This window comes from Streptomyces sp. NPDC002886, from assembly GCF_042888445.1.
Taxonomy (GTDB): domain Bacteria; phylum Actinomycetota; class Actinomycetes; order Streptomycetales; family Streptomycetaceae; genus Streptomyces.
The window spans coordinates 703,685-717,754 of the sequence record NZ_JBIAPV010000002.1 but is presented as its reverse complement, the minus strand read 5'-3'; the positions used below and the strand labels follow the sequence as shown (position 1 = coordinate 717,754).

Below are 14,070 nucleotides of genomic sequence, written 5' to 3'. Positions count from 1 at the left end.
TGGCCCTGGGTACGGGACATCCGAGGCGGAGTGCCGAGCAGCGTGCCGGTCCGGCTGGGTGGGTGGGGCCGGCACGGGGGCTATCGAGCGCCGGGGCTGGCCCTGGGTACGGGACATCTGGGGCGGAGTGCCGAGCGAGCGGGCCGGGATGGCGCGGTGGGGCCGGCGCGGGGCTATCGGGCGGCCGGGGCCGGCCTTGGTGCGGGACATCCGAGGCGGAGTGCCGAGGGAATGGGCCGGGCCGTGGGTGGGTGGGGCCGCCGCGGGGCTATCGAGCGGCCGGGTCGGCCTTGGGTACGGGACATCCGGGGCGGAGTGGCGAGGGGGTGGGCCGGGTCGGCGGGGTGGGTGGGGTCGGCGTGGGGCTATCGAGCGGCCGGGGCCGGGGGAAGGTGGGCGGCCGGGCCGGGATGTTGGTCCATCAGCCCGTGCGGGCGGAGTCAGGCGGCGGGGGTGGGCGCGGGGGTGGGGCGGCGGACCACGAAGGCTGCCAGGGAGCCGGCGGCGAAGAGGGCGATGAGGGAGATGGCGCTGCCGAGCCAGGTGGTGCCCAGCCATTGGGTGCCGAAGTAGCCGAGGGCGATGCTGTAGCCGGCCCAGGCGATGGCGGCCAGGAGCGACCAGGGCAGGAACTCCCGGACCTTGCGGTGGGTCTTGCCCGCGCCGAGGGAGACCACCGAGCGGCCGGCCGGGGCGAAGCGGGCGACCACGACCAGGGCGCCGCCGCCGCGCGCGAGGGCGGTGCCGAGGCGCTCGTGGGCCCGGGTGAGCCGGCGGGACCGGGCGATGGCCCGGTCGAGCCGGGCCCCGCCCCGCCGGGCCAGGCGGTACGCGGCCATGTCGCCCAGTACCGAGGCGGTGACGGCCGTCGCCAGGAGGGCCAGGATGTCCGGCACCTGGGACTGCACGGGCACGGGACCCGCGGCCGCCGCGGCAGCCGCGGCGGTGACCACAAGCACCCCGCTCGGCAGCACCGGCAGGAACACGTCGAGCAGGATGGACAGCGCCACGAGGGCGTAGATCCACGGACTCGAAGTCAGCGAGCCCAGAGTCTCAAGCAAAACGGGACTCCCCAGTCCGGTTGACGTGCCTCGGCGTGAGGCGCCGCGACGTCGCGGGGAGCGGCAGGGGCGGCTGACAGCGGAACAGCGTACGCCGGGTGTCCACGGACCGGACGCCCGGGGCCGTGCTCCGGCGTGACGGGTCCGCCCCGCCGCGCGTCAGTGGGGTGGTGTGAGGTCGCGGTCCAGCACCGTCACCAGGCGGGGGCCCTTGCGGGCCTGGTCCAGGCGCAGCCGTGCGGAGCGCCCCGACAGCGCGAGCGTCATGAGCTGGTTGCCGAAGAACGGGCCGCCCGTACGCCGCCAGCTCAGCGGAGGCCGGCCCGTCCGGCCGTGCCGCGAGAAGCCCCGGCCCAGCCACCGGCCCAGCCGCGACCAGCCCAGCCGGAAGCCCCATTTCACGGCCGTGTGGATGGAGTTGTGGACCGGGGAGCAGGTCAGCTGGAACACCTGGGCCGTGCTGGGTATTCGGGGTTCCGCCACGTACGCGTGGTGCACGTCTCCCGAGAGCACGCACACCGTCGCCGGAGCCCGGGGACCCGTGCCCACCTCCTCGATCAGGTCGCTGAGCATCGCGAAGGAGTCCGGGAACGCCGCCCAGTGTTCGAGGTCGCTCCGGCGGCGCAGGTCCTCGCCGATCCGGGCCCATCTCGGGCCCCGCTCCCCGCGGCACAGCGCGGCGTTCCACACCTCCGCGTCATGCACGAGCGGGGGCATCAGCCAGGGCAGTGACGAGCCGATGAGGAGGTGGTCGTAACCCCCGTGTCCGGCCAGGGCGTTCTCCCGGAGCCACTGCTGCTCCGCGGGATCGAGCATGGCCCGCCCGTCCTCGGCGAGCACCCGGGCGGCCCGTGTGTCCACCATCAGCAGCCGGGACCGGCCGAAGTCGCGCCGGTAGCTCCAGCGCGCCCTGGCCGGGTCGGCGTCCGCCGAGGTGGCGAAGGCCCGTAGGACGTCGGTGCCGTCGGGGGTCGCCCGGACCGCCTCGAACACGGGATCGGCCGCCAGTTCGGCGGGGGAGAGGTTGCCGAGGTGCTGGTACACCCAGTACGACATGAGGCCGCTGACCACCCGCTCCTGCCACCACGGGGTGGCACGCATCTCCGCCAGCCACGCGGCGCTGGTGTTCCAGTCGTCGATGACGTCGTGGTCGTCGAACATGTGCAGGCTCGGCACGGTGGAGAGCAGCCAGCGGATCTCCGGATCGAGCCAGGACTCGTAGTAGAGCCGGGTGTACTCCTCGAAGTCCGCGACCTGGGCGCCGGGGGCCTCGCGGAGGTCCCGCCGGGCCGCCAGCCACCGTCGGGTGGAGCGGGAGAGCTGGTCCGCGTACACCTGGTCGCCGAGGAGGAGCAGGACGTCGGGCCGCACCGCCTCCGGATCGGCGGCCAGAGAGGCGGCGAGGGTGTCGAGGGCGTCGGGCCCGTGCGGTCCGCGCCGGTCGGCCGGCGGGGCGGCCTGGCGGCAGGAGCCGAAGGTCAGGCGCAGGTCGGGAGCGGCCGTGGAGCCGGGCCGTCGCGCGGGCGGGGTGGTGATGGTGCTCGCGGGGAACGGGCTGTCGGGCAGCGGCCAGACCCGGAGACCGTCGAGGAAGACCTCGTACCCCGTGGTGGAGTCCGGGGTGAGGCCGGTGACGGTGATCAGGGCGTAGTGGTGGCCGGCTATCTGGAAGGTGTGGACGCTCCCGCCGGAGCCGTCGGCGCAGCGCACCTCGGCGGTGCACGGGCGGTCCGCCTCGATCCACAGTGTGGCGGAGTCGCCCGTGTCCCAGTCGACGTGGCGCAGCAGCGGTCCCAGGCGCAATGTCCCCATGCAACTCCCCCTCCTTCATCCGGCATTGCCGTTCGGTCACCGTACGACGGGAAGGGGGTGGTCCACCTCCCCCTGGCGGGGGAAAGATCTTTGGCCAGGGGTGGGGGCGCGGGGGTGGCCCGGGGTGTGCGGGCGTGGGGGGTGTCAGCAGGCGTTGAGGATGTTGACCAGGGCCGTCTTCTCGGTCGAGTCCATGCTCAGGGCCCAGTACTGCTTGACCTCGACCCACATGCGCGCGTACGTGCAGCGGTAGGCGGTGCGCGACGGCAGCCACTTGCCGGGGTCGAGGTCGCCCTTCGCCTGGTTCACGTTGTCGGTGACCGCGATGAGCTGGGGGCGGGTGAGGTCGTTGGCGAACTGCTGGCGCTTGGCGGTGGTCCAGGAGTTGGCGCCGGAACGCCAGGCTTCGGCGAGCGGGACCATGTGGTCGATGTCGATGTCGGAGGCGGCCGTCCAGGTGGCGCCGTCGTACTCGGAGTACCAGCTGCCGCTGACGGCCGCGCACGCGGAGTCCTGGACCACGCCCGAGCCGTCGCGCTTGAGGACGGTCTCGCGGGTGTTGCAGGTGCCGGAGACGGTGCTCCAGTGCGGGAAGAGGTCGCGGCTGTAACCGCTGGTGGTGCCTTCGGTCTTCGGGGTGACCGTGGCGAGGTAGGAGCGGGCGGCCGCGGCGCTGATGGGGGTGGGAGGGGAGGCGGCGGCGGTGGGGGCGGCGAGGAGGGTGGTCAGCGAGGCGGCCGCGAGTATGGAGGCGAGCGCGCCGAGTCGACGCGCGTAGACGGAGGGCGTGGGGGATGCGGAGGACATGAGGGCTCCTGGGAGGGCGAGGGTGAGGGTGAGGGGTGGGTTTGGGTGGTGGGGTGGGTGAGCTGTGGGGCGTGGCCATGGTGGCCGCGCCGGGTTTCGCGGGGGTGGGCGTGAGGTGACAGTTTGAAGGCATGAGCATGTCATGGCGAGGTGGGTGACGGGCCTCGGGGTGGGGGGAGTTGGGGATTTGGGCCGGGTTGGGCGGGAGTGGGGTCGGTGTCCCGGCCCGTTTCCTGAATCTTGTGCCTGTGGCTGTGGCTGTGGCTGTGGCTGTGGCTTCGGGGGCGGCGGCGGTGGCCTCTGGGTGGCGCCGGCAGCGGGCATGGCGACGGCGCCGCGCCCGGTCGTTCCGGGGGCGGCGCCGTGATCCGGAATCAGAGTCCGGTGGTGAAGGGGTTGTTGTGGACGGCGTTGGATCCGTAAGTGGTCCGGTCCTTGCGCAGTTGCTCGGTGCGCTCCAGCTGGATCAGCAGTCCGTCCGCCGATTCCGCGCGGTGGCGCCGTTCCCTGCGCATCACTTTGGCGACGGCGTACAGCCCGGTAATGCCCATCAGGGCGAAGAGAGCGATCAGTTCGGTCATGGCATTTCCCCCGTGGTCACGTGCTCCACCTGCGCATACCGCTGATCCGGTGCGCCACGGCCGACCGTACCCCGCGTTGTCAGACCCGCCTGCGAGGCTGGGTTCATGGAGACCACGCTGCAACTGACCATCGACTGCGCCGACCCGCGGGTGATGGTGACGTTCTGGACCGAAGCGCTGGGCTACGTGCCGGAGCCTGCGCCGGACGGGCACGCGACCTGGCGCGCGTACTGGGAGGGCATGGGGGTGCCCGAGGAGGAGCTGCCCGAAGGGGTGGGGGAAGTGCCGGAGTCGATCGTGGATCCGTCCGGGCGGGGGCCCCGGGTGTGGTTCCAGCAGGTTCCGGAGCCCAAGACCGGCAAGAACCGGGTGCACTTGGATGTGAAGGTCAGCGGCGGACGTGGTGTCCCGATGGAGCTCCGGACGCGGAGGGTCGACGACAAGGTGGCGCGGCTCATCGGCGCGGGGGCGACTGTGCTGCGCGTGCTGGACGAGTTGGAGACGCACTACGCGGTGGTGCTGCAGGATCCCGAGGGGAACGAGTTCTGCGTCGCCTGAGTCGGTGATGGGCTGGGCTTGGTTGGGCTGGGCGGGTCGCCTGGGTCGGCCCGGAGAGCCGTGTCCAGTCCGATGCCGGGGCAGAGAGGCGCGGGGCGGAGGCCTGTCGTGCGCCGACTGGTGGTCGGAGTCCGCTCTGGACCAGTGGGGGCGTCAGTCCGTTCCACGGCGCGCGCCGGCCTCGGTCACCTCGTATTCCCTCGCCGCGAACGGCCGGCCTCCGGAGGGTTCGCCTGCGGCGGAAGGTCAGCCGCGACGCTATGGTCTGCGGTTCCTTCGCTCAGCGGGCCTGCGGCGTGGATTCCGGTCTTGATCCGAGGGGTCGCCTGGGCCACCCGCTCGGGAACCGGGCCGGGCCCTATGCGAGGAGCGTGCGCGGGACGCGAGGGTGCGAGACCCCGCACCTCACCTACCCGGCCGTCCCTCGAGGGGGCACGCGGTCGCGCGCTGGTAGCCGGTGGTCCGTACATACGGGATACGGGCGATCGAGTACGTCCCGCCGCCCGACCAGGGCATGCCGCTGGTCGGGCGGTCCGGGTCAGGCCGTCTGGAGGGTGAGGGTGATGGAGCCGTCGGGGGAGGCGGCGACGGCGACGGCGGTCAGGTCGAGGACGTGGGCGGTCGGGCCGTGGGCGGCGGCGCGGGGGCCGACGCCGATGACCCGCATGCCCGCGGCCTGGCCCGCGGCGATGCCGGCGGCCGAGTCTTCGAAGACGATGCAGTCGGCCGGGTCCACGCCGAGGGCGGCGGCGCCCATCAGGAAGCCCTCGGGGTCGGGCTTGCTGGCCTGTACGGACTCGGCGGTGACCCGGATCTCGGGCATCGGCAGTGCGGCGGCCGTCATCCGGGCCGTGGCCAGGGCCGCGTCGGCGGAGGTGACCAGGGCGTGCGGCAGGGTGCTGAGGGCGGCCATGAAGGCGGGAGCTCCGCCGATCGGGACGACGCCCTCGGTGTCGGCGGTCTCGCGGGCGAGCATCACCGCGTTCTCGGCGAGGTTCTCCTCCATCGGGCGGTCCGGGAGCAGGATCGCCATCGTGGCGTAGCCCTGGCGGCCGTGGACCACCTTGAGGGCTGCCTCCGGATCCAGGCCGTGGGCGACGGCCCAGTCGTACCAGCAGCGCTCGACCACCGCGTCCGAGTTGACGATGGTGCCGTCCATGTCCAGGAGCAGGGCCTTGGCGGTCAGGACGGCGGGGGCGGTGGCGGTGGTGGTGCTGGCCGGCATCGGAGAGGCTCCAGACGGGACGGGAAAGAGAACAAGTGGTTCCGTCCACCGGTCAGGGAGTGAGGACGGAACCACTTTGTTCCTGAAGAATACAAAACGCGGAGGGGTGCTCGCCACCAGATGCGGTGTGTTCTATCCCTCCAACGCGCGACGGGTCGCCGGACCGTAGACGCCCCAAGGGTCCTCGTCGATGTCGTTGTACGCCTGGAAGGTCGATACGGCCGCTTCCGTACGGTTGCCGTACCGGCCGTCGTACCTCCCGTGGTAGATGCCCTGCGCCGCCAGCAGGCGCTGGAGCTTCTCCACCTCGGGGCCCGAATCCCCGTACCGGAGGGTCGGCGCGTGCGTCGGGGGGCGCGAGGTCGGAGAAGAGGATCGGCTCGGGGTGGGCGACGGGGCGGCCGAGGGGGAGGATGTACGGCTCGGGGTGGGGGAGGCCGAGGGGGACGGCGAGGCGGACGCCGACCGGGAGGGGCTGGGGGAGGGCGACGGGGACGGCGACGGCGACGGCGAGGGGCCGACGCTCTCGGCGGGCTGTGACGGGGCGACCTGGGTGAGGCTGGTCAGGGGTGCGGAGGGCTTCGCGTCGACGAGGGCGGCCTCCGGCGAGGCGGAGTCCGAGGCGGCCCTCAGCGCGATGACGGCCACGCCGATCAGCACGATGGCGGCCGCGGCGGCGGGCAGCGCGCGTATGCGGCGCCGCGGGGGTCTGGGCGGGTACGGCCCGCCCGTACGGTCCATGCCGCGTGTGCCGTCCGCGCCGCCCATGCCGTGTGCGCCGTAAGCCGGGCCGGCCTGGTTTTCCGCGTGGTCCTCGGGGGATCCGTATGTGCCATAGGTTCCGGGCGCCGCGGAGGGCTCGTACGCCGGGACGGGGCGCAGCTGCATCGTTTCTTCGGGCAGAGACGCTACGGGTGTTCCGTACGCCGGAGTACCGGCCCCCGTCGGGAGCGGCGCGGCGCGGGTCGGGCCGGGCGGCGGCGGGGTGCCGGTCGGTCCGGCCGTGCCGGGGTGCGGAGACGCGGCATCCGACGGGCCGGGGTGCGGAGACGCGGCATCCGACGGGCCGGGGTGCGGAGACGCGGCATCCGACGGGCCGGGGTACGGCGACGCGGCATCCGACGGGCCGGGGTATGACGCGGTTGGCGCCGGGCCGGGGTAGGCCGGGAAGGCGGCCGTTCCGCCGGGGTGGTGCGGCGGGTTGCCCGTCGGGGCGGGGTACGCGGCGGTGCCTGCCGAACCGGGGTGAGCGGCGGCGCCTCCTGGGGCGGGGCGGGCCGACTCGGGGTGTGGGGCGTTGCCTGCCCGGTCGGTGCGGGGCTGCGCGTCGGCCGTGTGGCCCGGGTGCTGCGCGGCGTCCACCGGGTCGGTGTGGGGCGGAGCGACGGCCGGGTCGGGGTGTGGCGGGGTGCCCGCCGGGCCCGGGCGCGGCGGTGGGGTGGCCGTTCGGGCCGGGTGGGGCGCGGGATTCGGGGGAGCGGGGTGCCCAGCGGTGGCGGCCGGGCCCGGGTGCTGCGGGGTGCCGGCCGGGCCCGGGTGTGGCGCGGTGCCCGCCGGGCCTGGGTGCTGCGGAGTGCCCGCTGGGTCCGGGTGTGGCTGGGGGCCCGCCGGGTCAGGGCGTGGCGCGGTGCCCGCCGATTCAGGGCGTGGCGCGGTGCCCGCCGGGCCTGGGTGCTGCGGGGTGCCCGCCGGGCCCGGGTGTGGCTGGGTGCCCGCCGGGTCCGCGCGTGGCGGGGCGCCGGCCAGGCCCGCGTGTGGTGCGGTACCCGCCGGGTCCGGGCGAGGCGGGGTGTGAGCCGGGTCCGGGTGGGGCGGGGTGGTCGGCTGGGGTGGTGGGGTGGGGTGGGTGACGTAGGGGCGGACGCGCAAGGGTTGGAAGCCTCGTGCGCAGTCGCAGGCCCCTTCCGTCGTGCCGCAATCCGGACAGTGCTCAGTGCTCACTCGAATCCCTCCCCTGGCCGCTGCCTGCGATTATGCAGACCCCCGGTAACCCGCCCAACACGCCCGAGAGGCCATAACGGGACACACCACTCAGGATGGAGGAGTCGATCAGGCCCGAGGAGGAGCCGATGGTGCAGGACGTGACCACGGAGCCCGACCCGCGTAAGCGGACATCCGGCCCCAGCGCCGAACACGCCTCACGTGAGGTGCTCGTCTCCATCGGCGCGCTGCTGCTGGGACTGCTCATCTCCTCGCTCGACCAGACGATCGTGTCCACGGCCCTGCCGACGATCGTCAGCGACCTCGGCGGGATGTCGCACCTGTCGTGGGTGGTCACGGCCTACATGCTCGCCTCGACGGCCGCCACGCCGCTGTGGGGCAAGCTCGGGGACCAGTACGGGCGCAAGAAGCTCTTCCAGTCCGCCATCGTGCTCTTCCTGATCGGGTCCGCCCTGTGCGGCCTGGCACAGAACATGCCGCAGCTCATCGGCTTCCGCGCGCTCCAGGGACTGGGCGGCGGCGGGCTGATGGTGCTGTCGATGGCGATCGTCGGGGACATCGTCCCGCCGCGCGAACGCGGCAAGTACCAGGGGCTCTTCGGTGCGGTCTTCGGAGCCACCAGCGTGCTGGGTCCGCTGCTGGGCGGACTGTTCGTGGACCACCTGTCGTGGCGCTGGGTCTTCTACATCAACCTCCCCATCGGTCTCGTCGCCCTCGTCGTCATCGCCGCGGCCCTGAAGATCCCGGTGCGCACCGAGAAGCACACCATCGACTACCTCGGCACCTTCCTCATCGCCTCCGTCGCGACCTGCCTGGTGCTCGTGGCCTCGCTCGGCGGCACCTGGGGCTGGAGCTCCCCGGAGATCCTCGGGCTCGCCGCACTCGGCCTCGTCCTGCTGATCGCCTTCGTCTTCGTCGAGCGGCGGGCCGCGGAGCCCGTGCTCCCGCTCAAGCTGTTCGGGATCCGGACCTTCACGCTCTGCTCGCTGATCAGCTTCATCGTCGGCTTCGCGATGTTCGGAGCGATGGTCTACCTGCCGACCTTCCTCCAGGTGGTCCAGGGCGTCTCCCCGACCATGTCGGGCGTCCACATGCTGCCGATGGTGCTCGGACTGCTGATCACCTCCACCGTGTCCGGCCAGATCGTCAGCCGCACCGGACGCTGGAAGGTCTTCCCGATCGCGGGCACGGCCCTGACCGCGGTCGGGCTGCTGCTCCTGCACCAGTTGGAGCGCACCAGCTCCACCTGGGAGATGAGCGTCTACTTCTTCGTCTTCGGCGCCGGCCTCGGACTGGTCATGCAGGTGCTCGTCCTGGTCGTGCAGAACTCGGTCAGCTACGCCGACCTCGGCGTCGCCACCTCCGGTGCCACCTTCTTCCGCTCCATCGGCGCCTCCTTCGGGGTCGCCATCTTCGGCACGATCTTCACCAACCGGCTCGACGACAAGCTGGCCGGTGCGCTCAAGGGCATCCCGCTGCCGCCGGGGCTGGACACGAGCAAGCTCGAGGCCGACCCGCGCGCCATCGGCGCCCTCCCCGCCGCTCTGCGACCGCGCGTGCTCGACGCCTACGCCACCTCCATCACCGACGTCTTCCTCTACGCGGCGCCCGTGGTGCTGGTCGCCTTCGTCGTGGCCTGGTTCCTCAAGGAGGACAAGCTGCGCGCCTCGGTGACGGCTCCCGATGCCACCGAGACCCTCGCCTCCAACCCCGTCCACCGCTCGTCGCGGGAGGAGGTCGCCCGCGCCCTGACGACGCTCGGGACCCTCCAGGGCCGCAAGCACGTCTACGAGAAGATCACCGAGAAGGCCGGCTACGACCTGCTGCCCGCCGCCAGCTGGCTGCTGCTGCGGATCAACAAGTACGGCAGCGCGGACCCGGCTGTGCTGGCCGAGAAGACCATGGTGCCGCTGCGGGCCATCACGGACGCGGGCCGCCAGATCGAGGGACGGGGGCTCGCCGTCCGCGACGGCCTGCCGCTGGTCCTGACGGCCAAGGGGCGCGAGAGCGCGCTGAAGCTGTCCGCCGCGCGGGAGGAGTCGCTCGCCGAGCTGCTCGGCGACTGGTGGACCGCGGACCGCCCGACCGACCTGTCCGAGCTGGTCGCCGAGATCAACTCGGAGCTCTGCGGTTCCGTGGACGAGGAGCCCTACGAGACCTTGCCCCGCCGGGACCACTCCGCCAGGTGAACCAGCGAGCCGCCAGGGCGAACCGCCGAGCCGCCAGGGTGGAGCCGAGCCGCGTGAACGGTCAGGCCAGGCGCTTCTCGAACCAGTGCTCGGCGTAGGGGCCGGAGCTGTACGCGGGTATCTCCGCGTACCCGTGGCGCGCGTACAAGGCGCGGGCCTCCACCAGGTCGGACCGGGTGTCCAGCCGGACCCGCTCGGCGCCCAGCGCGCGGCCCGCGTCCTCCAGGACCCGGAGCAGAGCCGCCCCGCCACCCGTACCGCGGGCGCGCGGGTCCACGTACACCCGGGTGAGCTCGGCGGTGACGGGGTCCAGCAGACGTATCCCGCCGCAGGCGAGGGGCCGGCCGTCGAGTCTGCCGACCAGGAACCGGCCCGTCGGCGCCGCGAGGTCGTCGTCCGGGAAGTCCAGGAGGCCCTGGTCGATCTCGGCCTCGGTGACGGACCGCCGCCAGTACCGGCCGGCGACCTCCGCGTAGTACGCGCGGCGCAGCAGCGTGGCGTCCGGGGTGGTGAACGGCTCTGCGGTGACCTGCCAGGTCCCGCCCGGAGGCGGGGTGCCGGGCGACACCGCGGGTGTGGGGGTGGGCGACGCCGTGGTCGTGGGCGCAGTCGTGGGGAGCGTCTCTCTGCTGGTCATGACGTCATTGTGGTGCGATCCCCGGCCGCCCGCGCTGGAATATCCACAAGGCCGGGCCGATGATAGGAAAAGGGTCAAACCGTACGCACGAAGGGCGTGACCGTCATGTCGGAGCATCCTGACTGTGCCCTGATCCGCCGCGGCTACGAGGCATTCGGCCAGGGCGACATGGAGAAGCTGAGCACGATGATGACGGCCGACGTCATCCAGCACGTCCCCGGCGCCAGCCCCATCTCCGGGCACCACAAGGGGCGGGAAGCCGTCCTCGACCTCTATCGCCGGATGGGCGAGGAGACGCACGGCACCATGCGGCTCCACTTGGACAAACTGCTCGCGGACGGCCGTGGCCACGTCATGAGTTTCCACACAACGCGCGCCGATCGCGGAGACCGCGGGATCGAGATCCACGAGGGCATCTTCTTCACGATCGTCGGGGGGAAGATCAGCGACCTCGACGTCTGCATCGAGGACATCGACGAGATGGAAGCCTTCTGGGCCTGAGCCGGACAGGCAAGGGAGAGGGGCCCGGAGCCACGGCTCCGGGCCCCTCTCTCCGATCTCGGGCCCGCGTCAGCCCTGCTTCGGCGCCGCCTGCTGCACGACCTCGAACGACCACACCGAAGAGCCCGTGGCAGCAGGCTTCGGCCGCTCCGCGCCGCCGCCCGCGCCGCCACCGGCACCGCCCGCGCCGCCGCCCTGGTGGGCCGCCTTCATGGGCCCCTCCATCCACGCCTGGAAGTCCTCCTCGGAACGCCACCGCGTGTACACGAGATACTGGTCGGTGCCCTCGACGGGCCGCAGCAGCTCGAACCATTCGAAGCCGTCCGAGTTCTCCACGGAGCCGGCGCGGGAGGCGAACCGCTGCTCCAGAACCTCTCGCTGTTCGTCCGGGACGGTGAGGGCGTTGATCTTCACGATGCTCATGCCCGCCATCCTAGGTATCGCGCGGGGGATATCGTCGTCCCGGTAAATGAAGCACGCGGGATGAAACGCAGTACGAAACGCGGCAGCCAGGCGAAGTCAGGGTTGCAGTCAACAGGGCGGGAGGCCGGCGAGGCGTGGCTAACGCGGCGGAGCACAGTGGTGCGAACGGACATGCCGGGGTCATAGGCGGTAGCGGCGGAAGACTCGGGGCGGCACGCCTCATGCTGTGGGCGCTGGCCCTGCTGCTCGCCGTCAGGCAGGCCTCGGTCGTGCTGCGCGTGCCACCGGGCGAGTGGCTCAGCGGCTTCCATCTCCCGGGCAGCCTGCCGGGCTCGCTCTACACGAACGGCCAGTTCACCGGGACCCCCTTCGCGGGGCTGGTCCTCAAGCCGCTCCTGGGCCTCGCCGCGCCCTCCTTGGAGGTGGCCTGGACCTGCGTGACCCTGTTGCTCGTCGCCGCCGTCGGGCTGGTCGCCGCGCGCGCCCTGCCCGACCCCGTGCCCCGACGCACCGCGCTGCTCGCCGCGCCCGTGCTGGTCGCGCTGATGATGGTCTCGCTGCCCGTCCGCGAGGCCGCGCTGCCAGGGCAGACCGCCGTGCTGCCGGTGCTGCTGGTGCTCCTCGCCGTGTTCCGGGTCCCGAGCGAGCGCCCCTCCGGGTTCCTGATCGGCCTGGCCGCGGCGCTCCAGCCCGCGCTGCTGCTCTTCGCTCCGCTGCTGTGGCTGTCCGGACGCCGGACCACCGCCCGCTCGGCGGCCCTGGCCTTCGCCGGCGCCACCGCCCTGTCCTGGGCGGCCCTGCCCAGCGACTCGTGGACGTACTGGGTCCAGCACCTGGCCGGCACCGGCCTCGGCGGCGCACCCGACGGCCTCGCCAACCAGTCCGTGCACGGCGCGCTGCTGCGCCTGGGCCTCTCCGGCCCCGGTGAGATCCTGCTCTACGTCGCCCTCGCGGCCCCGATCGTCTGGATCGGCCTGCGCCGCGCCGCCCGCTACGCGCGCGACGGCCAGCTGCTGCTCGCCGTCGCGATCACCGGCTGCGTGGCCGTCGCCGTGTCCCCGACGGGCTGGCGCCACCAGCTGCTGTGGGTGCTGCTCGCGGTCGCGGGCAAGGTCGGCAAGCGGGCCGCCGACCGGCCGGTGTGGCCGGTGGCCGTGGTCCTCGCCATGACCCTGCCGAGCGACGTGCTGCTGCCCAACCTGGTCGCGCTGGCCCCCGTACGGGACAACGTGCTGCTGCTCGCGGCCCTCGCGGCGGCCTGCGCGGTGCCGTTCCTGCCGCGCTCCTCCCCGCACTGGCGCGAGCCAGTCCCCACGGCCTACGGCCGGCCCGCGCCCGCGCGGTGGGCGCGGGTGCCGCTGCTGCCGTTCTGGCGGCGGGTGCTGTCGCGTCCGAACCTGTTGCTGGAACTGCTCCTGATACGGGTCGGGTACTCGCTCTACTCGCACATCCGGGCCGCCGCCCCCACCAGCCGCACCCTCGCGGAGGGCAACGGCAGCCAGATCCACGGGATCGAGAAGGCGCTCGGCATCGACATCGAGCACGCGGTGAACCACGCGGTCGTCGGGGCGCCCTGGCTGGAGGCGTTCTTCAACTTCTACTACACCTCCTTCCACTTCGTGGTCCCGCTGGCGATACTCGCCGTCCTGTACTGGCGCCGCCCCAAGGACTACCGCTGGGCGCGGGCCTCGCTGGGCCTGGCCACCGTGCTGGCGCTCATAGGGTTCTGGCTGTATCCGCTGGCGCCGCCGCGGCTGATGCCCGGGCTGGGTTTCGTGGACACCGTGCACGGGGTGCAGGATCTGGCGAACCCGAGCTACGGGGCCATGACCGCGATCTCCAACCAGTACGCGGCGATGCCCTCGCTGCACTTCGGGTGGTCGCTGTGGTGCGGGATCGTGATCGTGACGATCGCGCCGAAGCGGTGGCAGAAGCTGCTCGGTGCGCTGCATCCGACGATCACGGTGTGCGCGATCGTCGCGACCGCCAACCACTGGGTGCTTGACGCGGTCGGCGGCGCGGTGGTCGTCGGAGCCGGGTTCGGGCTCGTCTACGTGCTGTCCGGTCCCCGGGGGGATGCCGTGCCGGCGGGGGTTTCCGTACCGCGGCCGCGGCGGCCCGAGCGGGTCGGGGCGGGGTCCGCGGGGTCCGCGGGGTCCGCGGAGCGGACTCGGGCCTAGCCGGCTGTGCGGCTACGACGAAGGGGTGCCGGGGCGGTGTAACAGCCCGCCCCGGCACCCCTTCGCGATGGATCGCCGCGTTCTGTCAGGATCCGCCCGCGGGGTGGCTTCCGCCACTCGGGGGGCGTGGGCGGAGGGGCGGCGGGCCCTGCGGG

Annotated in this window: 12 protein-coding genes; 4 read left to right on the top strand and 8 right to left on the bottom strand. The window is 73.0% G+C overall.

Annotation, left to right across the window (positions count from 1 at the left end):
• Window positions 1-440: 440 nt before the first annotated feature.
• The 4 genes from ACFYYB_RS09410 to ACFYYB_RS09395 form a co-directional block, all read right to left on the bottom strand.
• Window positions 441-1,061: a DedA family protein gene (locus ACFYYB_RS09410; protein ID WP_389434260.1), complete on the bottom strand. Its 621-nt coding sequence runs from the start codon at window positions 1,059-1,061 to the stop codon at window positions 441-443.
• Between the two features lie 159 nt (window positions 1,062-1,220).
• Window positions 1,221-2,873: an alkaline phosphatase D family protein gene (locus tag ACFYYB_RS09405; protein ID WP_389434259.1), complete on the bottom strand. Its 1,653-nt coding sequence runs from the start codon at window positions 2,871-2,873 to the stop codon at window positions 1,221-1,223.
• A 144-nt stretch (window positions 2,874-3,017) separates the two neighbouring features.
• Entirely contained in the window at window positions 3,018-3,680 is a 663-nt protein-coding gene (locus ACFYYB_RS09400) for an HNH endonuclease family protein (RefSeq protein ID WP_389434258.1), read from the bottom strand.
• Window positions 3,681-4,054: 374 nt separating this feature from the next.
• Window positions 4,055-4,261: a hypothetical protein gene (locus tag ACFYYB_RS09395; RefSeq protein ID WP_389434256.1), complete on the bottom strand. Its 207-nt coding sequence runs from the start codon at window positions 4,259-4,261 to the stop codon at window positions 4,055-4,057.
• A gap of 105 nt (window positions 4,262-4,366) precedes the next feature.
• Here ACFYYB_RS09395 and ACFYYB_RS09390 point away from each other — a divergent pair, with 105 nt between their 5' ends.
• Window positions 4,367-4,819 carry a VOC family protein gene (locus ACFYYB_RS09390; RefSeq protein WP_389434255.1) on the top strand — a complete coding sequence of 151 codons (453 nt, stop codon included), beginning with the start codon at window positions 4,367-4,369 and terminating at the stop codon, window positions 4,817-4,819.
• Window positions 4,820-5,357: 538 nt separating this feature from the next.
• Here the strand turns inward: ACFYYB_RS09390 and ACFYYB_RS09385 are convergent.
• Entirely contained in the window at window positions 5,358-6,044 is a 687-nt protein-coding gene (locus ACFYYB_RS09385; protein WP_389434253.1) for an HAD-IA family hydrolase, read from the bottom strand.
• A gap of 132 nt (window positions 6,045-6,176) precedes the next feature.
• Window positions 6,177-6,932, bottom strand: coding sequence for a peptidoglycan-binding protein (locus ACFYYB_RS09380; protein ID WP_389434251.1), 756 nt, complete (start codon window positions 6,930-6,932; stop codon window positions 6,177-6,179).
• 1,181 nt (window positions 6,933-8,113) lie between these two features.
• On the opposite strand from ACFYYB_RS09380, the gene ACFYYB_RS09375 reads away from it, so the two are divergent.
• Window positions 8,114-10,174 (top strand): DHA2 family efflux MFS transporter permease subunit, encoded by a 2,061-nt coding sequence (locus tag ACFYYB_RS09375; protein WP_389434250.1) that lies wholly within the window; start codon window positions 8,114-8,116, stop codon window positions 10,172-10,174.
• Window positions 10,175-10,235: 61 nt separating this feature from the next.
• Here the strand turns inward: ACFYYB_RS09375 and ACFYYB_RS09370 are convergent, their stop codons facing one another.
• A complete protein-coding gene (locus ACFYYB_RS09370) occupies window positions 10,236-10,811 on the bottom strand; it encodes a GNAT family N-acetyltransferase (protein WP_389434249.1) in 576 nt (191 codons plus the stop codon).
• A 105-nt stretch (window positions 10,812-10,916) separates the two neighbouring features.
• Between ACFYYB_RS09370 and ACFYYB_RS09365 the strand changes: the two genes are divergently transcribed.
• Window positions 10,917-11,312, top strand: coding sequence for a nuclear transport factor 2 family protein (locus tag ACFYYB_RS09365; protein ID WP_389434247.1), 396 nt, complete (start codon window positions 10,917-10,919; stop codon window positions 11,310-11,312).
• A 69-nt stretch (window positions 11,313-11,381) separates the two neighbouring features.
• Here ACFYYB_RS09365 and ACFYYB_RS09360 read toward each other — a convergent pair whose 3' ends face one another.
• Complete coding sequence (locus tag ACFYYB_RS09360; RefSeq protein ID WP_389434245.1) at window positions 11,382-11,735, bottom strand: antibiotic biosynthesis monooxygenase family protein; 354 nt, start codon at window positions 11,733-11,735, stop codon at window positions 11,382-11,384.
• Between the two features lie 221 nt (window positions 11,736-11,956).
• Between ACFYYB_RS09360 and ACFYYB_RS09355 the strand changes: the two genes are divergently transcribed.
• Window positions 11,957-13,915 carry a bifunctional glycosyltransferase 87/phosphatase PAP2 family protein gene (locus tag ACFYYB_RS09355; protein WP_389434243.1) on the top strand — a complete coding sequence of 653 codons (1,959 nt, stop codon included), beginning with the start codon at window positions 11,957-11,959 and terminating at the stop codon, window positions 13,913-13,915.
• Window positions 13,916-14,070: the final 155 nt, after the last annotated feature.